Genomic DNA, 25,059 nt, shown 5'->3' on the forward strand with positions numbered 1-25,059 from the left:
GTGATCACACCATTGAACGTAGTGCATCACGAATCATCGCTTCACTGGTCATGTCTGGCTGAGCAACTTGTGCTACAACTTTAGCGGCAATTTGTGGTTTATAACCTAAAGCAACTAATGCGCTAACGGCTTCATCTTCAGCTCGCGCTTGATTTGCTGGATATTGAATTTCAGCATTAGATGCTGCGGTATCAAGTGCTGCGGTGAATAAATCGCCTTCACCCCAACCTTTTAGACGATCTTTCATCTCAACCACTAATCGTTCTGCAGTTTTCTTACCCACACCCGGAATTTTAACCAGCGTAGTAACATCCTCTAGCTCTACACTACGTACAAATTGACTTGCCGTCATTGCAGATAAGATAGCTAGACCCAATTTAGGTCCAACACCATTTGCTTTAATGACTTCACGAAATAATTCACGCTCGCTTTTTTTATTAAAGCCATACAATAACTGGGCATCTTCACGCACAACAAAGTGAGTAAAAATAATCGCTTCTTGACCTAACTCAGGTAACTCATAGAAACAGCTCATCGGCATAGCAACTTCATAGCCAATCCCGCCCACTTCAAGGAGTACTTCTGGTGGCTGTTTTTCAATCACAATTCCGCGTAGTCGGCCAATCACAACATCATCTCTATAATAGGAAGTAAACTGGCACTAGAATAGTAAACTACTGGATCAATATCCAGCCCTTTATGCATACTACCTTCAATAAAAAAAGCAGCCATCGCTGCTTCTATATAATAACAATAAGGCTTATTACTCGATAAACTAACGGTAACGACCACGACGAGCACTGGTTACTTTACCTGCCATTGCAATTAAAGTTTTATGAGTATGAGCATGACAAATAGCAATCGCTAAAGCATCGGCAGCATCAGCTTGTGGTTTCCCTTCCAGCTTGAGTACTGAACACACCATATGCTGTACCTGAACTTTATCTGCTCCACCATTGCCCACTACGGCTTGCTTAATTAGTCGCGCTGCATATTCACTCACAGGTAAATCTGCATTAACGGCCGCGACAATAGCACAACCACGCGCCTGCCCAAGCTTGATCGCAGAACTGGCATTTTTACCCATAAACACTTCCTCAATCGCAAAACAGTCGGGTTGAAATTGAGTAATAACCTCAGAAACCCCTGCATAAATCTGTTTTAATCGACCGGGAATATCAGGGCATGATGTACGAATACATCCACTGCCTAAATATTCTAGCTTACGACCAACTTGTCGAATAACACCGTATCCCGTAATACGCGAACCGGGGTCAATACCTAAAATGATAGACATGAATCCAATATACCACTTGGTTAATATATCAATTTTCGATTGCAGCTAACTATAGTCTAACCACACTCCACATTAACATTGATATAAACATAAAAATAAGCCGACCTCTTATTACTAAGGGTCGGCCTGTTATTCGCTATTGTTAATAAAGATTAATCATAGTGAATATCGTCAAGTCAGTTGATTTAATAATCTAACTTATTCTTGATCTACTTTCTTCTTTGCAATCTTAACGGCAATTGAAAGTTCTTCCAATGCTGCTGGATTTGCTAAGCTTGGCGCATCTGTAAGTAGACATGCTGCTGCGGTTGTTTTAGGGAATGCAATAACGTCACGAATGTTATCAGTACCACAAAGTAGCATTACCAAACGGTCGAGACCAAATGCAAGACCTGCGTGTGGTGGTGTACCAAACTGCAATGCATCTAGTAAGAAACCAAACTTCAGACGTTGCTCTTCAGTTGAGATACCTAGAATATCAAACACTGTTGATTGCATTGCTGAGTTGTGAATACGTACAGAACCACCGCCCACTTCGTAGCCATTGATAACCATATCGTATGCATTGGATAATGCATCAGCAGGGTTAGCTGCTAGCTCTTCTGGAGTTAGGTTTAATGGAGAAGTAAATGGGTGGTGCATTGCAGACAATGAGCCATCTTCATTTTCTTCAAACATTGGGAAATCAACAACCCAAAGTGGTTTCCAAGCTGACTTATCAGTTAATTCTAGATCTTCACCTAGTTTCAGACGAAGTGCACCCATCGCTTCTGTAACAACACGCTTGCTATCAGCACCAAATAGAATGATATCGCCAGATTCTGCTTGAGTACGCTCAAGTAAGTTCTCAACAATTTCTGCGTTTAGGAACTTAGCCACTGGAGATTGAACACCCTCAATACCTGCAGCGCGATCGTTAACCTTCATCCATGCTAAGCCTTTCGCACCATAAATGCCTACAAACTTAGTGTATTCATCAATTTGCTTACGGCTTAGAGATGCGCCACCCGGAACACGGATAACAGCAACGCGACCTTTAGGATCATTTGCTGGAGCAGAGAATACTTGGAACTCAACATCTTTAACAATGTCAGCAACATCAACTAACTCTAGTGGGTTACGTAGATCTGGCTTATCAGAACCAAAACGACGTGCCGCTTCTTCAAATGACATAACAGGGAATGCGCCAAGATCTACATTTAATAGCTCTTTCCACATTTCTGTGATCATTTTTTCAGTTGTTGCACGTACTTGATCTGCAGACATGAACGATGTTTCGATATCGATTTGAGTAAATTCAGGCTGACGATCAGCACGTAAATCTTCATCACGGAAACATTTAACGATTTGATAGTAACGATCAAAACCAGACATCATCAACAATTGCTTAAATAACTGTGGTGATTGCGGTAATGCGTAGAATTTACCTTTATGTACACGACTTGGTACTAAGTAATCACGCGCACCTTCTGGTGTTGCTTTCGTTAGTACTGGAGTTTCGATATCTAAGAAAGCATTATCATCAAGGAAACGACGAACAAAGCTTGATGCTTTAGCACGTAGCTTAATGCGGTCGCTCATTTCTGGACGACGAAGATCTAAATAACGGTATTTTAGACGTTGTTCTTCTGAGTTCTTTTGGTTGAAGTCAAGCGGTAACGCTTCTGAACGGTTGATGATCTCAAGGCCAGTTGCATAAATTTCAACTTCACCTGTTGCCATGTCTTTATTACATTGGCTTTCAGGACGCTCACGCACTTCACCCGTTAGACGAATACAAAACTCGTTACGTAATTGGTTTGCTAGTCCGAAGATTTCTGTCATATCAGGGTCAATAACAACCTGAACCACACCTTCGCGATCACGCATATCAATAAAGATAAGACCGCCCAAATCACGGCGACGGTTAACCCAACCACATAAATCTACTGTTTGTCCTGCTAGGGACTTATTTAGGTGTCCACAATAATGGGTGCGCATAAGAAATTCCCAATCTGTCTATATTAGCATGTTCGTACTCGAGTCACAGCTCACTGCTAACCCAAGTACAACTGGTTCAATCCCGACCGCTTGCTGTCTAATTTACGCATAAAATTGGATAGCAAGCCGACCAAGAGGCAAAAATAACAAGCTATTATACCCAAACGGCCTCAGTTTGCGAAGTTAACCGCACGTTTATTCGCACGATCTACCACCAATCAAAAATGGAATCGTAATTAATCGTTTTCTGTCATGGTTATTTAAGCTTTTCAAGGTGAGTTACGATAAAATTCTAAGATATTATATCAACGGCTTGAACTTTAAATGATATCAACCCAAAATCTACCACTTCGAATAGGCTTAACCCAGTGGTCACACAACCATTGGGTTAACAGCCTATATGATAAAGGTTGTAAAAGTGGTGAGCGTCTTGCGCGCTATGCTGAAGTATTTACAACGGTAGAAGGTAATACCACATTTTATGCTACGCCAAGTATGGCAACAGTACAAAAATGGCATGATGCTACCCCTGACCCTTTTCGTTTTACGTTTAAACTGCCACAAACTATTACTCACCAGCAGCAACTGCGTCATTGCAATCAAACCGTGGCTGATTTTTTAAATACGATGCAAGTAATAATACCTAAAACCGCGATTTGGAAAATTCAATTACCCGCACAATTTGGACCAGATTCATTGCCCATCTTAGCCAAATTTCTTGACACGCTGCCGTCACATCTCACAACCGGTGTTGAAGTTCGTCATCCTGAGTTTTTTACTAAAGGTATCGCGGAACAAACACTTAATCGATTACTCATTGAAAAAGGCAGTAATCGAATAATTATGGATAGTCGTCCCCTCTTCTCAGCACCACCAACAACCCCTGCAACCATAGAGGCACAACGTAAAAAACCGCGTCTTCCTGTTCATGCTATTGCCACCGCTAATAACCCCGTTATTCGCTTTATTGGTCATCCTGATGATAGCTATAACGATCCTTTCTTTAATAATTGGTTACAGCGAATACCATTATGGTTAGCCGCAGGTAAACAGCCTTACCTCTTTATCCATTCACCAGATAATAATCATGCACCAGAATCAGCCATCCGTTTATATCAACGCTTACAACAACATGTAGCGACAACGATGGAACTACCTGATTTAGCTAAACCACAACACCAACAGCAAAATCAACAAATCGCTCTGTTATAAGCAATATTCAAAAAAAAGTGCAATAACAATTATTAAAGACAAATGGTGCTATTTTCTCTACAATACGCGACCTTTCAAAGGTGATGGATCGCCTGATAGCAGTGCTTTAATCCAGTCTCTATCGTAGTCCCTGTAGGATACTTGTTCTTTATATATGATGAGGTTCGTGAGAATGGCAAGCCACGATAATATTTTTGCTACGCCAATTGCAAAGCTGGGCGATTTTACGTTTGATGAACGTGTTGCTGAAGTTTTTCCAGATATGATTCAACGCTCGGTGCCGGGTTATAGCAATATCATCTCTGCGATTGGTATGCTCGCGGAACGCTTTGCTAAACCGCATTCGAAAGTATACGATCTTGGTTGTTCACTTGGCGCTGCCACTTTATCGATGCGTCGTCATATTGATCAAGAAGGCTGTGAAATTATCGCGATTGATAATTCAGCCGCAATGGTTGAGCGTTGCCGTTTATTGGTGAATGCCTACCGTTCTGAAACCCCCGTACAAGTAATAGAAGCCGATATTCGTCAAGTTGATATTCAAGATGCTTCGGTTGTCGTACTCAACTTTACTCTCCAATTTCTATCTCCCGATGATCGTCTCGCATTATTAGAGAAAATCTATGCAGGTCTACGTCCTGGTGGCATATTGATCTTATCGGAAAAATATATTTTTGATGATGAGCGGGCAAATGAGTTGCTTATCGATCTTCATCACGATTTTAAACGAGCCAATGGTTATAGCGAATTAGAAATTAGTCAAAAACGCAGTGCTATTGAAAATGTAATGCGTCCAGATAGTATTGAAACCCACAAACAACGTTTCAATAATATCGGTTTTTCTAGCTCTGAAGTATGGTTCCAATGCTTCAATTTTGGCTCAATGTTTGCGATTAAATAAGGTTTATAGTTCCAATATGTTTAGTTTTTCTGCTTTTTATCAGCTTCTTGCTCAACATGAGACTCTGCGTCCATGGTTAAATACTCTGCCACAACAATTAACTGATTGGGAACAACAAGAGCATGGTGACATGGCTCGTTGGGCACGCGCACTGCAAAAATTCCCAACCGATAAGCCAGATATTATTGATCTCAAAAATGATGTTAGTCTGCGCAATGCAACCCCTATTGCTGACGGTGAGAAAAAACGTTTAGAAAGTCTATTACGTTTACTTCATCCTTGGCGTAAAGGGCCATTCACTGTTCATGATATCCATATCGACACCGAATGGCGTTCAGACTGGAAATGGGATCGTGTATTACCACATATCACCCCATTAAAAGGCCGTAGTGTATTAGACGTCGGTTGTGGTAATGGCTATCACATGTGGCGCATGCTGGGTGAAGGGGCAAAATTAACTGTTGGTATTGATCCTTCAAGCTTATTTTTGATCCAATTTGAAGCCATTAAACGCTTAATGGGTCAAGACGATCGCGCCTATTTATTACCCCTTGGCATCGAACAATTACCTGAACTAAAAGCCTTTGATACTGTATTCAGCATGGGGGTGCTATATCACCGTCGTTCACCCCTAGATCATATTCTACAACTGAAAAATCAATTGCGTGCAGGTGGTGAAGTAATTTTAGAAACATTAGTTATTGATGGCGATGAAAATACTGTCCTTGTACCTACTCATCGTTATGCACAAATGCATAATGTCTATTTTTTCCCTTCAGCCAAGGCATTAAAAGTGTGGATGGAAAAATGTGGCTTTGTTGATGTACGTATTGTTGATGAGAATATCACAACTACAGACGAACAAAGATCAACCAACTGGATGACAAATAATTCGCTACCGGAATATTTAAACCAAGAAGATAGTTCAAAAACTATAGAAGGTTATCCAGCACCAAGACGTGCAATCTTAGTCGGTAGGAATCCTGACTAACGACTGACAAAAGGGATGCTGTGCGCATCCCTTTTTTAATGTAAACTGATGTAGTTATTATATAAAACAGACGCACATAGGAGATATGATGCTTCGTCTTAGCATATCAGTAATTGCACTAGCGATACTTTCAGGATGCACCTCAAACGCAACGCTAGAGAAAAACCACCAACAAACTTTAGCGGCCATTAATAATGTTTCTACACACATTGACACTAAAATCAATAATGTTTCTGCACATGTTGAAAAACAACAACAATATATAGGTCAACTTGAAAGAAAATTAGCATCTATCTCAAAAGATATAAAATTTCTTAAGCACAAGAGCCTAACTCAACCTAAAGTCATTGTTGAAAAACAGATAATTCGCATTCCCGCAGAACAACCCGCCGTTGATTCTAAAATTGCTAATGGCAAAGTCATCTTAGGGCAAGAGGAATGGGTCTGGATTGATTCTGTTAAGAGCCATTTTAAAGCCCGTGTTGATACTGGTGCGACAACATCATCACTCAATGCCGTTGATGTTCAAACATTTGAACGTGATGGTAAAGAATGGGTTCGTTTTAATTTAAGTCATAATTCTGCCATTGATACTCCAGCAGAAATTGCAGCAAATAACAAAACAAAACCTGAAACGATTGAAGCACCAATTTATCGCTGGGTACGTATTCGTCAGTCAACCTCTGAAGAAGCTGTTCGCCGTCCAGTGATCGAAGCATGGATCACATTAGGCTCTTTACACGAAAAAGCACAGTTCACTCTCGCAGATAGAACGAAAATGGATTTCCCTGTTCTACTTGGCCGTGAATTCTTTAAAGATATTGCGTTAGTCGATGTAGGTAAACAATTTGTACAAGGAAAGACTGAGCCAAAGCCAGTCCAAGTTAATGAATAAAATCAAGAGGCTATCATGACGTCTAGAATACCTTTTTATATACTTATATCCCTGCTGATAATTTCCGGTATTGGATTAAGCGTGTATCGCCATGATGTTTATGGTGTGCCATGGACCCCCGGAAAAGAACGTGCGGTCTGGGAAGTTGAAGCTCGAGTGCAATTTGATGCAATTGGCGATCCCGTACAAGTAAAAATGTCAGCACCAGGAACACAACAAGGCTTCACTCTTATTGATGAAAGTACTTCATCACCCCCAAATTATTCTGTTGTGATCCATAATACTAAAGACGGCCGAGAAGCTGATTGGGCAACACGTACAGCAATTGGCAAACAAGTGTTGTATTACAAAACTCAGCTATTGGTGGATGAACACGCACGCTATAAACCTGTGCCGCCAACAGGTGAACCTGCTGAAGTTAGTTTAAGTAATCCACAACAAACAGCAGCAACTGCACTGTTAACGCAAGCACGTAATTTATCAGCCGATGATGTAACATTAGCCCGTGAATTAATTCGTGAATTACGTGATAAGCAAAATCAAAATGCCGCGGTATTACTTGATACAATGTCACCTGCCGATGTTGTTACGAGCTTATTGTCACTTGAAGGTATTCACTCTCGTATTGTCAGTGGTCTAACACTTGAAGATGGTCGTCGTCGTCAAAGCGTATCGCCAATGGTTGAAGTATGGGATAAGCAGCAGAAAAACTGGCAACTGTTTAACCTCACTACAGGTGAACAAGGCAAACCTGAAAATGTGATGATTTGGAACCAACAAGGTAATGCATTACTTGACGTTGTTGGTGGTCGTAACTCAAATATCAGTTTCTCAATTATTGCTCAAGACATAACCCCACAACGTGCAACCCAAGAAAAAATCAAAGTTGAAGATCTACTAAACTTCTCGATACATAGTTTGCCGCTTGAAGAACAAGCAATGTTTAAAACCATCATGCTTGTGCCTATTGGCGCGTTAATTGTCGTTTTTTTACGGATCATCGTAGGACTAAAAACATCAGGCACATTCATGCCAGTGTTAATTGCGGTTGCCTTTGTACAAACCCAGTTATTAACCGGTATTATTGGTTTCTTATTGATTGTTGGCACAGGCTTGATCATTCGAAGTTATCTCTCGAAACTCAACCTACTTCTGGTCGCTCGAATATCTGCGGTGATAATTACCGTAATATTGATCATTTCGATATTCACTGTAGTAGCGTTTAAGATTGGCTTAATTGAAGGTCTAACGATTACTTTCTTCCCAATGATTATTCTTTCATGGACTATCGAACGAATGTCGATTCTATGGGAAGAAGAAGGGGCGAAAGAAGTGTTTATTCAAGGTGGCGGTTCACTATTAACATCTGTGTTAATTTACCTTGCAATGACAACACCAATCATACGTCACCTAACGTTTAACTTTATCGGCGTTCAATTTATTATCCTTGCTGTTATCTTAATTCTAGGTAACTACACCGGTTATCGCTTAAGTGAGTTACGTCGCTTTAAGCCATTAGTCGAGGATTAATCTATGTCATTCTTTTCACAGTTTACTTCACCGAAAAAACTGCGTGATCGTGGCATCATGGGAATGAACAAACGTAACCATAGCTATATTGGTCGATATAATGATCGTAGCCGTTTCCCTCTTGTCGACGACAAACTAAAAACCAAGTTTATTGCTCAGCAAGCGGGCGCAACGGTACCGGATCTTATTGGTGTTATCGATAGCCAAGCCACCGTTAAACATATTCATCATATGGTTAAAAACTGGCCGGGATTTGTAATAAAACCAGCCCAAGGTTCAGGTGGTAAGGGTATTTTGGTGATAGTGAAGCACAAAGATGGCATTTATGTTAAGCCATCAGGTGCTGAAATTAATCAACAAGATGTTGAACGTCATATTACCAATACCCTTGCAGGATTATTTTCCCTTGGTGGTAAAAATGATGTTGCAATGGTCGAAAACCTGATTCAATTTGATAATGTCTTTGATGGCTTTAGCTATGAAGGTGTGCCTGATGTACGTGTGATCGTATTTAAAGGCTACCCGGTTATGGCAATGATGCGTTGCTCAACGGCTGCATCTGATGGCAAAGCTAACCTTCACCAAGGTGCGGTCGGCGTAGGTATTGATATTGCCTCAGGAAAAGCAATTCGAGCGGTACAGTTTAACTTACCCGTCGAACGTCATCCTGATACTGAACGCTTATTAAGTGAGCTTAGAGTTCCCGACTGGAACAAGCTACTGGTGCTTGCAGCCAGTGCATGGGAAATGACAGGCTTAGGCTATATAGGTACCGATATGGTATTGGATAAAGACAAAGGCCCAATGGTACTAGAGCTTAATGCTCGCCCTGGTCTCGCTATTCAAATTGCGAATGGTACGGGCTTATTACCACGTCTGCGTCATATTGAAGCCATGGGGGTCACTGCACACACACCAACACCAGAAGAACGCGTTGCTTATTGTGCTCATCAATTTGGTGCAAAACCTGATTTTTAATACACTATCAACACCATAATATGATTAGCCCTGATATATTCAGGGCTTTTTATGATTTAAAATAAATCATTAAAGTTACTATGATTAATGTCGATAACTTAAGTATCATATTTAACATAGCCAGCCATTGATTACATGCAAACTCAATCTCTTGATAATTTATCGCTTATTAATGAAATTCAGCTTGGTACTAACCTCAACCATGCAGTTGAAGGTGGACGTCGAGCTGATTTTGCATTAATGCTCGCATTATTATCGTCAGATCTGCATGAAAATATTGCGGTTGATACAACACCACAAGAAACACCATCATCCCAACAGCTGCGAACATATTTTGAAATCCCAGCACCACAGCCTCTCATATCAACACCATCATGTTATCAACGAGCAGCTGAACAAGCACAAGCCTTCCATCAAGCAAGTTTAACTAGCACTCGTCTATTGGCACAATTACAGCCAACAGCCCTCTCCTACCCACCGCAACAAACAAAAGGTTTACCCGAAGATTTATTTCATAATTTATCACTTCACGAACGCCGAAAATTACCACCTATCGAGCAAAACCCCCTGCAAGCGACCCCACAAGATCTTTACTTAGCATTAATTAAATCTAAACGCTTAAGTGAAATGAGTTGGGCGGCTTAAACCAATTTTGGCAATTTATCAAAGATAAAATATCTTATTTATGATGCAGAAATAATAACTATTTTTGTTCGTGACGCTGCTCATGATTTCTTCTTTATTATTATTAGTTTGCGATATTATTAACTAGTATTGATGATAGTAATTGCCTTAGATATAACTACAGTAAAATTAATACCAATAAGGCTCCAAATAAGACCATTTAAACATTAAGGCTAGGAATATATGCATATTGGACAATCAGTCGCTATTATCACCGAAGCTGGTAATCCTATTAGTAAAGCTGTCGCGCTTCATTTCGCATCATTAGGGGCTACCTTAGCATTAGTAGATAATAACGAAGTTGAATTAAAAAAAACCTTACAGTCTTGCCAGAAGGTTAATGATTCGTCAGCGGCGTTCTATATAAAAAGTTACGATGAGACCAGTATTCAAGCACTATTCCAACAAGTAAATGAAAGATTTGGATCTATCAATATCTTACTGAATACTTGGACAGGTACAGAAATACCTAATTTATTATCACCGACATCAATCGTTGACTTTAATGATGTAATGCAAAACATTGCTACAAGTTTTTTTATTTTTGGAAAAGTAGCGGCTGAGTTTATGCAATACCACCCGAACAAGAGTGTGATTGTAAATCTAGCATTAAGCCATGAAAATCATCACCCTTATACATCAACAACCAGTAAAACGGTTGTTAGTGGTTTAACTCAAAATTGGGCTAACGAACTGGCGAATTTAAATATTCGTGTCGGCGGTATTGTACCGATAAATCTACAAGATAAGCCTTATGATCAGCACACAATTATTAATGTGCCTATGCAAGATGAAATTGCACGAAATGTCGAATACATTGTACGTAATGATTCATTTAGCGGGCGGATGATTGAGTCAGAAATTGGAGTTTAAACCATCGTCTAACAGCACCCAAATCAAGTAGGCTAAGTATTAAATCTTGGCCTTTTTCGTTTGAGAGTTTGAGAGTTTGAGAGTTTGAGAGTTTGAGAGTTTGAGAGTTTAACTCTACAACATTTAAATGATACCGATACTATGAATTTCAGAAAACAAAAAGCCCGTCTATTTCTAGACGGGCTTTATTATTTTTTAGTCAGTAAAAGTATTAAGCTTTTGCTTTTTTACCTTTAACAGCAACTTCTACTGGCTCTGATTTTTTGATTACTGTTGTACCTTCAAACGCTTCACCTTCAATGAAAGGCTTACCGTAGTAAGAAGCAAGTAATACTTCTTTAAGCTCAGAGATTAGAGGGTAACGAGGGTTTGCACCAGTACACTGGTCATCAAACGCTTCTACCGCTAACTCATCAACTTTAGCTAGGAAATCAGCTTCCGCAACACCAGCATCACGAATTGATGTTGGAATTTGAAGATTGATTTTTAGTTCTTCTAACCAAGTTAATAAACGCTCAATTTTCTGTGCAGTACGGTCACCAGCGTGTGATAGACCCAAGTGGTCAGCAACTTCAGCATAACGACGACGAGCTTGTGGGCTTGCGTACTGTGAGAATGCAGTTTGCTTAGTTGGGTTATCATTTGCGTTGTAACGAACAACGTTAGAAATCAATAATGCGTTTGCAAGACCGTGTGGCACGTGGAACTCAGCACCTAATTTGTGTGCCATTGAGTGACAAACACCTAGGAATGCGTTCGCAAATGCGATACCAGCGATAGTTGCCGCATTGTGTACTTTCTCACGAGCGATTGGATCAGCCGCACCATTCGCGTAGCTTGATGGTAAGTACTCTTTTAGCATTCTTAGTGCTTGAAGTGCTTGGCCATCTGAGTATTCGTTAGCAAGAACTGATACATAAGCTTCTAGTGCGTGAGTTACTGCATCGTAACCACCAAACGCTGTTAGTGACTTAGGCATGTTCATAACAAGGTTCGCATCAACGATAGCCATGTTAGGTGTTAGTTCGTAATCTGCTAGTGGGTACTTAGCACCAGTTTTGTCGTCAGTTACAACAGCAAATGGTGTAACTTCAGAACCTGTACCAGATGTAGTAGTGATACATACTAGTTCAGCTTTCTTACCCATTTTAGGGAACTTGTAGATACGCTTACGAATGTCCATAAAGCGCATTGCTAGTTCTTCAAAATGCGTTTCTGGGTGCTCGTACATCACCCACATGATCTTCGCAGCATCCATTGGTGAACCACCACCAAGCGCTAGAATAACATCAGGTTGGAAGCTCTTCATTGCTTCAGCGCCTTTCTCAACAACAGACAGTGTTGGATCCGCTTCTACATCAAAGAAAGTTTGAACTTCAATACCTTGTGCTTTAAGTAAAGCTACGATTTCATCAGTGTAACCGTTGTTGAATAAGAAACGGTCTGTTACTAGGAACGCACGCTTCTTACCTTCTAAATCGCTTAGTGCAATTGGAAGGCTACCACGACGGAAGTAAATTGATTTAGGTAGTTTATGCCACAACATATTTTCAGCTCGCTTCGCTACTGTTTTCTTGTTGATTAGGTGCTTAGGACCTACGTTCTCAGAGATAGAGTTACCACCCCATGAACCACAACCTAGTGTTAGCGATGGTGCAACGTTAAAGTTGTAAAGGTCACCGATACCACCGTGAGTAGTCGGAATGTTTACAAGAATACGTGCAGTTTTCATACGGTCGCCGAAGTATTTAATACGGTCAGCGTTAGTATCTTGGTTAGTGTATAAGCCAGATGTATGACCGATACCACCAATTTCAACCATTGTTACTGCTTGGTCTACTGCGTTTTCAAATGAAGACGCGCGGAACATACCTAGTGTAGGGGATAGTTTCTCGTGAGCGAACTCATCATCGTAAGAAACTTGCTCACCTTCACCGATCAGGATCTTAGTATCAGCAGGAACTTTAACACCCGCCATTTCAGCGATCTTAGTTGCTGGCTGACCCACGATATCTGCGTTTAGGTTGCCATTAATCAATAAGATTTTACGTACTTTGTTTGCTTCATCTTTAGATAAAACATAACCGTTGTGAGAAGCAAAACGTGCTTTCACTTCGTCATATACTTCATCCATAACGATAACTGCTTGCTCAGAAGCACAAACAACACCGTTATCAAATGTCTTAGACATAAGTACTGATGCTACTGCACGCTTAATATCTGCAGTTTCATCAATAACGACAGGAACGTTACCTGCACCAACACCGATAGCTGGTTTACCTGAAGAGTATGCAGCTTTAACCATGCCTGGACCACCAGTAGCAAGGATAAGAGCGATACCGTCGTGCTTCATAAGAGCATTTGAAAGCTCAACTGAAGGTTGGTCGATCCAGCCGATGATGTCTTTAGGTGCGCCAGCTGCTACTGCTGCTTCTAAAACAAGTTTAGCTGCATCATTAGTAGAATTCTTAGCACGTGGGTGTGGCGAGAAGATAATACCGTTACGTGTTTTAAGAGCGATAAGTGATTTAAAGATCGCTGTAGATGTTGGGTTCGTTGTTGGAACGATACCACAAATGATACCTACAGGCTCTGCAATAGTCATAGTGCCGAACTCTTCGTTCTCTTCTAAGATACCGCAAGTCTTTTCATCTTTGTATTTGTTGTAGATGAATTCTGAAGCGAAGTGGTTTTTGATAACCTTATCTTCAACAATACCCATGCCAGATTCAGCAACAGCTTGCTGCGCTAGAGGAATACGTGCATTGTTTGCAGCAAGAGATGCTGCGCGGAAAATTGCATCTACTTTTTCTTGAGAGAAAGTAGCGAATTCTTTTTGAGCCGCTTTAACACGTGTAACCATTGCATCTAGTTCAGCCATATTTGTTACAGGCATACATAACTCCTAGCTTTAAAATTAAAAATCATTTAGTAAGAACATGCTGATATTTTTCATACTAGAGCGTTAAAGTATCTTAACACCTACAGCCATACACTTAGTAAATTGCTTTCAAATTTGATTATAATTTTTCACACTAAAAAAGAAATTGATTTAGATCACCGCCCAACCAAAACGCTCAAATAACCATTAAATAGTAAAAATCAGCTCGTTTTTCATTCTTTTGCATGCAATTTTATGAGCCTTACAGTTGATTTATCTACTATGTACTAAAATCATTTATTTCACAAGCCGAAATATTACGTAATAAAAATACATTTACTAGCCCATAAGATATCTAATTGTGACAGAACTCACGATTTATTGCGTCAACTGCTCAATATTTGTTGCATATTCATCTTATGCATTGGTTCCTCACTAAACTTAATACATAAAAATCCACTTTGCATACTAAATTGTATATCAATATTTTTATCGCTTAACTTGCACAAATTAGCTTTTATTGGTGGATGAAATAGTAAGCTTAGATTAAAATATTGCTCCAATAGTACTTTTAACCATACATCCTTATAGAACACTAACTTAGATACTATTTATTAAGGTTAATTTAGCTTTTATAATTTAATTTATATTCCCTCTTATAAAAATTTAAATAGCTATTCCCTTTTCTTATTCAAACCATCAAAAATCAAGGTAACTTAGTAGGTATAACTATGCAGGCTTTTGATATGGCTATATTTTTACACTTTTTTGTAGGGCTTATTGCAACGGTTAATCCCGTTGGAATTATGCCTGTTTTCGTTTCTCTTACTGGCACAATGAGCCCTGAAGAGCGAAATAAAACCGCATTAACAACCAATATTGCTGTTGTTATTATTTTGATTGTTGCATTAATAGCTGGGCAACATTTATTGGATCTGTTCAGTATTTCAATCGATTCATTTCGCGTTGCGGGCGGCTTATTGCTGCTAAGCATCGCATTTTCAATGATGAGCGGTAAAATCGGCGAAGTTAAACAAAACAAAGAAGAAAAATCGGAATCTATTAGCCGTGAACAAGTGGGGGTCGTTCCGTTAGCGATGCCATTAATGGCTGGACCAGGTGCCATTAGCTCAACCATTGTATACGGTGCTCGCTACCCTGGCTTAACATCAACGATAGGTATTGCGATCACTATTGCCGTCTTTGCTTTTTGTTGTTGGTTATTATTCCGTTCGGCCCCTTATATCGTACGCTTTTTAGGTCAAACTGGTATTAACGTTATTACACGTATTATGGGTCTAATTCTTGCTGCTCTAGGTATTGAATTTATCATCAATGGACTGCGTGTGATGTTGCCAGGATTAGGCTAACAGCAGCTATAACATCCTAAGCCTCAGCCAATTTATTCGCTGGGGCTTTTTTACAACTGATAAATACTTAAGTCACTGCTAGGTTTTGATATACTTGGTAATATTCAAGCCAATTAATTATGCACCACAAACCTTAAAATATTATGTTGGCGTCTTATCTGTTAATAAATACAATTTAATTATGACAAAACTACCACTAACCCCAAGACAACGCCTCTATCAAATTATTTTTGGTACCTCTACCCGCTTCGGTCAATGGTTTGATATTGCTTTAATTGTTGCCATTGTAAGTTCTGAAATAATTTTAATTATCTCATCTGTTGCTAGCATCGAATCACAATACTCTCATCTGCTGATTATTGCTGAGTGGTCGTTTACGATTCTATTCACTATTGAATATGTTTTGCGTTTATATTGCTCTCCACGTCCCTTTGCTTATATGCGTAGTTTCTATGGTGTTATTGACTTAATGGCCATTTTACCTGCTTATATTGCCTTTTTAATTCCAGGATCAAACTACTTACTCATCATTCGCCTAATTCGTGTATTACGTATTTTCCGCGTCCTCAAACTGGCAAGATTTCTTCAAGATTCCAATATATTATTACGCTCACTTCGTCACGCTCAGCGTAAAATTTTTGTCTTTTTTAGCTCAGTTTTAATTCTCGTTACAGTCTTTGGCTCATTAATGTTTATTATTGAAGGACCAGCCAATGGCTTTACCAGTATTCCTAAAAGTATTTATTGGGCGATTGTGACAATCACTACGGTGGGTTATGGCGATATAGTACCTCATACCGTTATGGGGAAAGCATTAGCGTCATTAACCATGTTATTGGGTTATTCTATTCTGGCAGTGCCTACGGGGATTATTACAGCAGAGTTAAATCAAGAGATAAAAACCCGCCGAGGTCTTATACGCTGTCCTAATTGTGCAACAAGCGGTCATGAAATGGATGCCGAATACTGTAAGAAATGTGGTACGAAATTACCTGAGACGTTATAACACCAAAAAAAAGACATAAAAAACCGAGGCATATAAACCTCGGTTTTATTCAACAATAAGCTAAATTATTTACGGCGCCAAGTGGTACCTTGCGCACCATCTTCTAAAATAATACCCATCGCAAGTAACTTATCACGAGCATCATCAGCTGCAGCCCAATCTTTCGCTGCGCGAGCATCTAAACGCTGTTGAATTAACCCTTCAATTTCAGCCATATCATCATCTTCACCTGCACCACCTTGTAAGAAAGTTTCAGGATCTTGAGATAATAAACCCAAAATATCAGCCAATTCACGCATACGAGCACCCAATAAAGAGGCAGCTGCGATATCATCCGTTTTTAGACGATTGATTTCACGCGCCATATCAAACAGCACAGAGTATGCTTCAGGCGTATTAAAATCATCATCCATTGCTTCTTTAAAGCGCGCAATAAACTCTTCACCACCAACGGCTGCGACTGAAGTATCTAAGCCACGCAGTGAAGTGTACAAACGTTCAAGTGCAGAACGCGCTTGTTTAAGATTATCTTCGCTGTAGTTAAGCTGGCTACGGTAATGACCAGACATTAAGAAGTAACGTACGGTTTCAGAATCATAGTGATTTAATACATCACGAATAGTGAAGAAGTTACCTAATGATTTAGACATCTTTTCACGATCAATCATCACCATGCCACTGTGCATCCATGTATTCACATATTGACCATCGTGAGCACAGCATGATTGTGCAATTTCATTTTCGTGGTGCGGGAATTGTAGATCTGAACCACCACCATGAATATCAAAGTGATCACCAAGAATAGATGAATTCATCGCTGAACATTCAATATGCCAACCAGGACGACCAGGCCCCCATGGTGATTCCCATGTTGGTTCACCAGGTTTAGACATTTTCCATAGCACGAAATCTAACGGACTACGTTTTGCCATATCAATATCAACGCGAGCACCCGCTTGAAGCTGATCAAGATCTTGCTTAGAAAGACGACCGTAATCGTCATACTTACTTACTTCAAACATTACATCACCATTTGATGCAACATACGCAAAGCCACGCTCAATTAAACGTTCACAAAGTGCAATGATTTCAGCAATAAATTGGGTTGCGCGTGGTTCAACATCTGGACGTTTCATGCCTAAAGCATCAAAGTCAGCGTGCATTTCACCAATTAAACGCTCAGTTAATGACTCGCAGCTTTCACCATTTTCAGCCGCACGTTTAATGATTTTATCGTCGATATCAGTGATGTTACGAACGAAAGTAAGATCGTAACCTGAGTAACGCAAATAACGCGAAACCACATCAAAAGAGACAAATGTACGACCGTGTCCAATGTGACATAAATCGTAGATCGTAACGCCACAAACGTACATACCGACTTTGCCAGGATGGATGGGTGTAAATACTTCTTTTTGTCGTGTGAGCGAATTATAGATCTTTAACATGTCTCAGCATTACTCATTAATTTCGAATTTGTCGGTAATTACACCTTTTATAGCATTTGATCGCAAGGAAAATTCAAGGATGGATGCTATTTTAGCAATTAGTGCAGATTAAGCGGGTAATGTTTGTCTGACACGGCTAAGGTAAGTTAATATCCACGCTTAAAGAAAATACTCCATTAAAGGAAAAAATCATGATCACTCTTCACACAAATTTCGGTGACATCAAAATTAATCTTTTCGAAGATAAAGCACCGGTAACATGTGCTAACTTCCTACAATACTGCCGTGACGGTTTCTATAATGGCACTATTTTCCACCGCGTTATTGATGGTTTCATGGTTCAAGGCGGCGGCATGCTTCCTGGTATGGAAGAGAAAGAAACTCGCGCGACAATCAACAATGAAGCAAACAATGGCCTAAGCAACAAAACAGGCACATTAGCAATGGCGCGTACTAACGCACCACACTCTGCTAGCTCACAATTCTTCATTAACGTAAAAGATAACAACTTCCTAGACTTCACTGGCGAAAACATGAGTGGCTGGGGCTACTGTGTATTCGCTGCTGTTGTTGAAGGCATGGACGTAGTAAATAAAATCAAAGCAGTAAAAACAGGCCGTAACGGTTACCACTCTGACGTGCCTGTTGAAGACGTTATCATTGAAAACGTAACAATCGAAGATTAATTCTTCGCAAAGGGCAGTTAATTGCTGCCCTTTATTAATCACTTATGACCACATTATTTATCTCAGATTTGCACTTAAGTGCTGAACGTCCTGACATTACCGCTTGTTTCTTACGCTTTATGGCCGAGGAAACCCACCATATCGATGCCTTGTATGTATTAGGGGATTTATTTGAAATGTGGATCGGCGATGATGAAGACTCCCCTTTCTTACGCCAGGTTAAACAAGCATTCAAAACGCTAACTGATGCTGGTACACCATGTTATTTTATCCATGGTAATCGTGACTTTTTAATTGGCAAACGATTTAGCCGTCAAACAGGTATTACATTATTACCTGAACATACCGTGGTTGATCTGTATGGCACACCAACCTTAATTTTACACGGTGATACGCTGTGTATTGAAGATCAAGCTTACCAACGTTACCGTAAAAAAGTTCACAATCCTGTTATTCAATGGCTGTTTGCCCGATTACCGTTATCATATCGCGTAAAAGTCGGGGATAAATTCCGCAGTAACAGTGGTAAGAATAATCAAACTAAAAGCCAATCGATTATGGATGTTACTCAAACAGAAGTGGTACGGGTGATGCGCGATGCCAATGTCACTCAAATGATTCATGGCCACACTCATCGACCAGACATTCATGATTTTGATATTGATGGCATGCCAGCACAACGCATTGTACTTGGTGATTGGTATGATCATGGCTCAGTACTGATATATGACCACGATGGGTATCAATTAGAAACGCGTAAATTCAGCACTGCAACCGTAAGTTGATAAGCATAAAAAAAGGTACGACATGCGTACCTTTTTTATTGCTATAAAGAGCTATTATCTATTATTCACTGACGTAGCACTTATTGTACTTTTACCGCTGTATTAGGCATCACTTTTCTATCCGTAAGCCATGAGCGATACATAGTGATTGATGTATAAAAAACAACAACACACACAAGCCATGATAATACATGCATATTTAATGATTTCACTAAATATGCTGCAATCATCACCATTATCGGCCCAACAATCGCAACGGTTACTGTCGCTCGACTATTAAAGCGATTATGACGAATAAAACTTGCTGATGAGAAAAAACTTAAAAATGCACATGAACACATCATTACCGGAAAAGCGGCTAATGGATTCATACCAAGTAGATAAATCATTACCATACATGGCGCATACAAGCCAATTCCTACGGTCATTAATGCACCAAAAATAAAGTTACCAACGATACCAATAACTAATTTCCAGCCACTTAAACCAAGACTGCTACCGCCTAATGGAAATAGCTTTAATTGTCCCGCAAGCATTAAACCTGCCACAATTAATAATGCGACACTCATTACAATACGAATATGCTGCCGATCCCAACTAGACACTAATCGCGCGCCAATCGTTGCACCAATACAAGCCGCAGCAACTAAACTTAATAAGGTGACAGAATCAACTGCAACCGCTGTCATAAAAATAAATGCCTGAAAAACTGTTGGCAGTACTGACTGACCATTAAGAGTTCCAGGTAATTGCTGATCATCAATAAGCTTAAATTGTTTATAACCAGAGGTCATGATGGCAAAACTGCCAATGCCTAAGGTATCGCAAAAGTGAGCAAAACCACCAATAATAGCAATGGGGATAATACGTGTATCAGCTTCCTGCTTATGGTTTTTCCGCCATGCTACGAATAGCATCAAACAAAAAACACCACTACCAACAAGCAATCCCGCTTGTATCAAGGTAAATATGGACATAAGGACTATTAAACACAAAGAGGGTTATTCGAGGAGCACAAAAGGTGCATTGCAAATGGTAATTATTCTTACCGCAAATATTATGTACTCATAAATCATAAGTTACCATTATTTTAATCATTCAACCAATATATTGCAGCAAATATAAACACTGATTGCCAATTGAGATAATGAAAACGTAAACTAGCCGTAATTTTTACTAAACTCGGCTTTATAAAGATGTCAAAACACACTAATGAATGTCCTTGCGGCAGCCGCAAATTACTTGCTGAATGCTGTAAACCTATTCATTCTAATCATGCTTTAGCTACTCATCCCGAGCAGCTTATGCGTGCGCGTTACAGTGCTCATGTGTTGGGCTTAGTTGATTTTGTCGTACAAACATATCATGCCAGTTGTGAGGCAGAACTTCACCGTGAAGCTATTGCTGAATCGATTAATCTTAAATGGCTTGGTCTAGAGGTTATTAACAGTGAAATTGCTGCTGATGGTCAGGGTTTTGTTGAATTTAAAGCCGCTTATAAAGAAGCAGGCGAAGAATACATACTGCAAGAACGCTCTCGATTTGTACAAGAATCTATTAATGGTCAACAGTATTGGTTTTATATTGATGGTGAATATCCTCAGCCACCACCCAGTGAACAACCACCAGCACCCCAACCAATAACCGTCACTAAAACAGTTGGTCGTAATGACCCTTGCCCATGCGGAAGTGGTAAAAAATATAAAAAATGCTGCGGCTAAATTAATATATTAACAGCACATATCAATAACACTGAGTATAAAAAATCAGTGTTATTGACGTGATATTTGTTGCGTTATTGGAAAGAAAAACCTTAAAAATTTCATATTAAACTATTTACCGCTAATTTATTTGCTTTTAAAAAACAAACAATTCATTAAAGTTCATCACCTTACAAAATAAAGCTCTGCGTTTCATCCCCTCAGCGTATTTACACAAAAAATTAACAATAATTTTAACTTTTTACTTAAATTATTGTTGCAAAAAACAACAGCCTTCGTTAGTGTGAATGACAACAACAAATAATGTTCAGCCTTCTTGAGTAACTATTTATGCGTATCCAAATGATTCTATCTCAACATCATCATCATCCTGATTAGTCTTTCGGGAGGATACGCCTCACCCTGGAAGACGCTTTTTTTTCTTCCAGTGGTCATAACGGAATATCTCATTCAGACCCTCGGAAGAAACTTCTTTCGAGGGTTTTTTAATACCTAGTTTTCAATTTGAAATTTTTATTATTTGAATGAATTTAGACAAGGAATATAACTATGCAAACACAACGATTACGCATTGCGATTCAAAAAAAAGGCCGTCTTAGCAAAGAGTGCCAAGACTTACTTAAACGCTGCGGTGTTAAATTTAATATGGTCGGTGAGCGATTAGTGGTTCACGCTGAAAATATGCCAATTGATTTATTATTGGTTCGAGACGATGACATTCCAGGTTTGATCATGGATGGTGTGGTTGATTTAGGTGTTATTGGTGAAAACGAACTTGAAGAAGTGGGTCTTGAACGCGCCGCACGTAACGAAGCCTGCGATTATATAAAACTACGTCGACTTGATTTTGGTGGCTGCCGTCTTTCTATCGCGATAGATAAAGATGCTGATTACAACGGGCCCCAAGATCTTAATGGTAAACGAATTGCTACCACTTACCCGCAGTTAGTCAAACGTTACATGGATACTATCAACGTTAAATTTACCACTTGTATGCTTAACGGTTCCGTTGAAGTTGCTCCTCGAGCAGGTTTGGCTGATGCGATTTGTGATTTAGTCTCAACAGGTGCAACCTTAGAAGCCAATGGTCTTAAAGAAGCAGAAGTTATCCTACGTTCTAAAGCTGTACTGATCCAATCAACTGAAATCATTAGCGATGAAAAACAAGCGTTAATAGAACGCCTTCTGACCCGTATGCAAGGTGTTATTCAAGCCAAAGAATCTAAATACATCATGTTACACGCTCCCACTGATCGTCTTGATCAAATTAAATGTTTATTGCCTGGTGCTGAAGATCCTACCGTATTACCACTTGCTGGTGATAAAAGCCGCGTTGCGATCCACCTTGTTAGCTCTGAAAATCTATTCTGGGAAACCATGGAGCAACTTAAAGAGTTAGGTGCTAGCTCTATTTTGGTATTGCCAATTGAAAAAATGATGGAGTAAGTCATGAAAACGGTAGTATGGCAATCACTCACTAAAGACCAGCAACAACAACTACTGGCACGTCCTGCAGTAACTAACAGTACCAATATCACAGCCATTGTCAGTGATGTTATTAAACAAGTTCGCCAACAAGGGGATGACGCATTATTCGCACTTACCGAAAAATTTGATGGCATTCGCCCAACAACACTTGCAGTCTCAGCAACCGACGTTAATACAGCTTGTGCTCGATTAAGTGATGAAATGAAAGCAGCCTTAGAGCAAGCGCATCGCAATATCACTACCTTTCACCTTGCACAACAGCAGCCAACCTTGCGCGTTGAAACACAAGCAGGTGTAATTTGTGAACAAGTTACGCGTCCGGTTAATTCAGTTGGATTATATATTCCAGGTGGTAGTGCGCCATTACCATCAACAGTATTAATGTTAGGCGTACCCGCTCAAATTGCAGGTTGCCGTCAAATCATATTATGTTCTCCCCCTCCGATTGCCGATGAAATTTTGTATGTTGCCAAACTATGTGGCATTAACGCTATTTATAATGTAGGTGGCTCACAAGCGATTGCCGCGATGGCTTATGGCACTGACACTATCGCCAGCGTCGATAAAATTTTTGGCCCTGGCAATGCATTTGTCACCGAAGCAAAGCGTCAAGTCAGTAATGATTTCAACGGTGCTGCGATTGATATGCCAGCCGGCCCCTCTGAAGTATTAGTCATTGCCGATGACAGTGCCGATCCTGAATTTATTGCTGCTGATTTATTAAGCCAAGCCGAACACGGGCCTGATTCACAAGTTATCTTAGTCACATCAAGCCAAACTATTGCCGATCAAACTGCGGCAGCGATTGAGCGTCAATTGCGACAACTAACACGGGCTGATATTGCTCAACGAGCTTTAGCATCTAGCCTTCTGATCGTCGCAGAAACGCTACCCCAATGTGTCGCTATTTCTAATCAATATGGTCCTGAGCACTTAATTGTTCAAACTTGTGAACCAAGAGATCTAGTGTCATTGCTCGATAATGCAGGTTCGATTTTTTTAGGTCAATGGTCACCAGAATCAGTGGGTGATTATGCTTCAGGAACCAACCATGTATTACCGACTTATGGCTATACCCGCACTTATTCAAGCCTTGGCTTAGCTGATTTCAGTAAACGAATGACAGTACAAGAATTATCCGCCGAAGGTTTACTCGGTATTGCAAAAACAGTGACCACAATTGCAGAGGCTGAAGGCCTTGACGCACACAAACACGCTGTCACTATTCGAGTTAATAAATTAACGGCACAACAAGAGTATTGATCATGACCATCGCCCAACTAGCCCGTAAAACCGTACGTGAATTAACCCCTTATCAATCAGCCCGTCGTTTAGGCGGCACTGGTGATATTTGGCTTAATGCCAATGAGTCACCGTTTGCCAATGAATACAGTATTAATCTGGCAGGGTTAAACCGTTACAGCGAATGCCAACCTCCAGCGCTGATCAATGCTTATGCTGACTATGCGGGCGTTGAACCACGACAGGTTTTAACCTCTCGTGGTGCCGATGAAGGTATTGAGCTGATCATTAAAGCTTTCTGTGAACCAAATTGCGATAGCATTCTCTACTGTCCTCCGACTTACGGTATGTATGCTATTAGTGCAGAGATCAACGATATTAACGCCAAAGTTGTACCGCTAACGTCAGAATGGCAACTCGATCTTAATGCTATTGCAGAGCAACTTGAGAACGTCAAGATCGTGTTTGCTTGCAGTCCTAATAATCCCACTGGCAATTTATTAGCACGTAACGATATTATCGCTTTACTGGAGATGACCACAGATAAAGCATTAGTAGTGATTGATGAGGCTTATATTGATTTTAGTCTGCAAGATAGTGTTAAAGATTTACTCGTCAATTATCCACATTTAGTCATTCTACGTACTCTATCTAAAGCGTTTGCACTGGCAGGATTACGTTGTGGATTCACTTTAGCGAATGAAGAAATCATTGAAATTCTACTTAAAATCATTGCGCCTTACCCTGTACCTGTCCCTGTGACTGAAATCGCAGTGCAAGCTTTATCTGCTGCAGGTCGCGCGCGCACTAAATTTCAAGTATTAGATCTGTGTGCTAACCGTGCCTATCTACAAGCAGGGTTAAGCATGTTAGCGGGAGTAACGGTATTTGATAGCTATGGTAACTACCTGTTAGTTAAATTTTCTGATGCCGATAAGTTATTCAATGCACTATGGGATAACGGTATTATTTTACGTCGTTCACCGATTGAAAATTGTATTCGTATCAGTGTTGGTAATCGTGACGAATGTGAAAAAACCCTCGCGTTTATTCGTAGACAATTACAACAATAATTAATAAGGACATTAATT

The 25,059-nt window shown here is 40.0% G+C and carries 22 protein-coding genes and 1 other annotated feature; of the genes, 16 read left to right on the top strand and 6 right to left on the bottom strand.

From position 1 onward, the window contains the following. Positions 1-4: 4 nt before the first annotated feature. From ruvA to aspS, 3 genes are all read right to left on the bottom strand, one after another. A complete protein-coding gene (gene ruvA, locus OC457_RS09415) occupies positions 5-628 on the bottom strand; it encodes a Holliday junction branch migration protein RuvA (protein WP_080173087.1) in 624 nt (207 codons plus the stop codon). A gap of 147 nt (positions 629-775) precedes the next feature. Further along, positions 776-1,297, bottom strand: coding sequence for a crossover junction endodeoxyribonuclease RuvC (gene ruvC, locus OC457_RS09420; RefSeq protein WP_080173086.1), 522 nt, complete (start codon positions 1,295-1,297; stop codon positions 776-778). A gap of 198 nt (positions 1,298-1,495) precedes the next feature. Then, complete coding sequence (gene aspS / locus OC457_RS09425; protein WP_080173085.1) at positions 1,496-3,277, bottom strand: aspartate--tRNA ligase; 1,782 nt, start codon at positions 3,275-3,277, stop codon at positions 1,496-1,498. A gap of 324 nt (positions 3,278-3,601) precedes the next feature. Here aspS and OC457_RS09430 point away from each other — a divergent pair, with 324 nt between their 5' ends. The 8 genes from OC457_RS09430 (at position 3,602) to OC457_RS09465 (ending at position 11,341) form a co-directional block, all read left to right on the top strand. After that, the gene (locus OC457_RS09430; protein WP_080173084.1) at positions 3,602-4,489 is read left to right on the top strand and encodes a DUF72 domain-containing protein; all 888 of its coding nucleotides are present in this window, start codon (positions 3,602-3,604) and stop codon (positions 4,487-4,489) included. A gap of 172 nt (positions 4,490-4,661) precedes the next feature. Continuing rightward, the gene (gene cmoA / locus OC457_RS09435; RefSeq protein ID WP_080173083.1) at positions 4,662-5,390 is read left to right on the top strand and encodes a carboxy-S-adenosyl-L-methionine synthase CmoA; all 729 of its coding nucleotides are present in this window, start codon (positions 4,662-4,664) and stop codon (positions 5,388-5,390) included. A 16-nt stretch (positions 5,391-5,406) separates the two neighbouring features. After that, positions 5,407-6,381: a tRNA 5-methoxyuridine(34)/uridine 5-oxyacetic acid(34) synthase CmoB gene (cmoB, locus tag OC457_RS09440; protein ID WP_080173082.1), complete on the top strand. Its 975-nt coding sequence runs from the start codon at positions 5,407-5,409 to the stop codon at positions 6,379-6,381. Between the two features lie 88 nt (positions 6,382-6,469). Then, complete coding sequence (locus tag OC457_RS09445) at positions 6,470-7,276, top strand: ATP-dependent zinc protease family protein (protein ID WP_080173081.1); 807 nt, start codon at positions 6,470-6,472, stop codon at positions 7,274-7,276. A 15-nt stretch (positions 7,277-7,291) separates the two neighbouring features. Beyond that, positions 7,292-8,806 (top strand): inactive transglutaminase family protein, encoded by a 1,515-nt coding sequence (locus tag OC457_RS09450; RefSeq protein ID WP_080173080.1) that lies wholly within the window; start codon positions 7,292-7,294, stop codon positions 8,804-8,806. Between the two features lie 3 nt (positions 8,807-8,809). Continuing rightward, positions 8,810-9,784 (top strand): alpha-L-glutamate ligase-like protein, encoded by a 975-nt coding sequence (locus tag OC457_RS09455; RefSeq protein WP_080173079.1) that lies wholly within the window; start codon positions 8,810-8,812, stop codon positions 9,782-9,784. Positions 9,785-9,919: 135 nt separating this feature from the next. Beyond that, complete coding sequence (locus OC457_RS09460) at positions 9,920-10,429, top strand: VC2046/SO_2500 family protein (RefSeq protein WP_080173078.1); 510 nt, start codon at positions 9,920-9,922, stop codon at positions 10,427-10,429. Positions 10,430-10,651: 222 nt separating this feature from the next. After that, on the top strand, positions 10,652-11,341 hold the full coding sequence (locus tag OC457_RS09465) for an SDR family oxidoreductase (protein WP_080173077.1): 690 nt from the start codon (positions 10,652-10,654) through the stop codon (positions 11,339-11,341). Positions 11,342-11,552: 211 nt separating this feature from the next. On the opposite strand, the gene adhE is transcribed toward OC457_RS09465, so the two are convergent. Then, positions 11,553-14,237 (bottom strand): bifunctional acetaldehyde-CoA/alcohol dehydrogenase, encoded by a 2,685-nt coding sequence (gene adhE / locus OC457_RS09470; RefSeq protein WP_080173076.1) that lies wholly within the window; start codon positions 14,235-14,237, stop codon positions 11,553-11,555. A gap of 716 nt (positions 14,238-14,953) precedes the next feature. Here adhE and OC457_RS09475 point away from each other — a divergent pair. Continuing rightward, complete coding sequence (locus OC457_RS09475) at positions 14,954-15,592, top strand: YchE family NAAT transporter (protein ID WP_080173075.1); 639 nt, start codon at positions 14,954-14,956, stop codon at positions 15,590-15,592. 181 nt (positions 15,593-15,773) lie between these two features. Beyond that, on the top strand, positions 15,774-16,598 hold the full coding sequence (locus OC457_RS09480; RefSeq protein WP_080173327.1) for an ion transporter: 825 nt from the start codon (positions 15,774-15,776) through the stop codon (positions 16,596-16,598). Between the two features lie 65 nt (positions 16,599-16,663). Here the strand turns inward: OC457_RS09480 and cysS are convergent, their stop codons facing one another. Continuing rightward, complete coding sequence (gene cysS, locus OC457_RS09485; protein WP_080173074.1) at positions 16,664-18,046, bottom strand: cysteine--tRNA ligase; 1,383 nt, start codon at positions 18,044-18,046, stop codon at positions 16,664-16,666. 191 nt (positions 18,047-18,237) lie between these two features. On the opposite strand from cysS, the gene OC457_RS09490 reads away from it, so the two are divergent. Together OC457_RS09490 and lpxH are read left to right on the top strand one after the other, a co-directional pair. Beyond that, on the top strand, positions 18,238-18,732 hold the full coding sequence (locus OC457_RS09490; RefSeq protein WP_080173073.1) for a peptidylprolyl isomerase: 495 nt from the start codon (positions 18,238-18,240) through the stop codon (positions 18,730-18,732). Between the two features lie 44 nt (positions 18,733-18,776). Continuing rightward, on the top strand, positions 18,777-19,517 hold the full coding sequence (gene lpxH, locus OC457_RS09495) for a UDP-2,3-diacylglucosamine diphosphatase (RefSeq protein ID WP_080173072.1): 741 nt from the start codon (positions 18,777-18,779) through the stop codon (positions 19,515-19,517). 80 nt (positions 19,518-19,597) lie between these two features. On the opposite strand, the gene OC457_RS09500 is transcribed toward lpxH, so the two are convergent. Then, positions 19,598-20,494 carry a sulfite exporter TauE/SafE family protein gene (locus OC457_RS09500; protein WP_080173071.1) on the bottom strand — a complete coding sequence of 299 codons (897 nt, stop codon included), beginning with the start codon at positions 20,492-20,494 and terminating at the stop codon, positions 19,598-19,600. Positions 20,495-20,713: 219 nt separating this feature from the next. Here OC457_RS09500 and OC457_RS09505 point away from each other — a divergent pair, with 219 nt between their 5' ends. The 4 genes from OC457_RS09505 to hisC all read left to right on the top strand — a co-directional run bounded on the left by OC457_RS09505 (position 20,714) and on the right by hisC (position 25,041). Continuing rightward, a complete protein-coding gene (locus OC457_RS09505; RefSeq protein WP_080173070.1) occupies positions 20,714-21,238 on the top strand; it encodes a YchJ family metal-binding protein in 525 nt (174 codons plus the stop codon). Between the two features lie 353 nt (positions 21,239-21,591). Beyond that, positions 21,592-21,728, top strand: a sequence feature (His leader region). Between the two features lie 59 nt (positions 21,729-21,787). After that, entirely contained in the window at positions 21,788-22,684 is an 897-nt protein-coding gene (gene hisG / locus OC457_RS09510; protein WP_080173069.1) for an ATP phosphoribosyltransferase, read from the top strand. Between the two features lie 3 nt (positions 22,685-22,687). Further along, entirely contained in the window at positions 22,688-23,989 is a 1,302-nt protein-coding gene (hisD, locus tag OC457_RS09515) for a histidinol dehydrogenase (RefSeq protein WP_080173068.1), read from the top strand. A gap of 8 nt (positions 23,990-23,997) precedes the next feature. Further along, positions 23,998-25,041, top strand: coding sequence for a histidinol-phosphate transaminase (gene hisC, locus OC457_RS09520; protein WP_080173326.1), 1,044 nt, complete (start codon positions 23,998-24,000; stop codon positions 25,039-25,041). Positions 25,042-25,059: the final 18 nt, after the last annotated feature.

Source organism: Photobacterium toruni (genome assembly GCF_024529955.1).
GTDB classification, from domain to species: Bacteria; Pseudomonadota; Gammaproteobacteria; order Enterobacterales; family Vibrionaceae; genus Photobacterium; species Photobacterium toruni.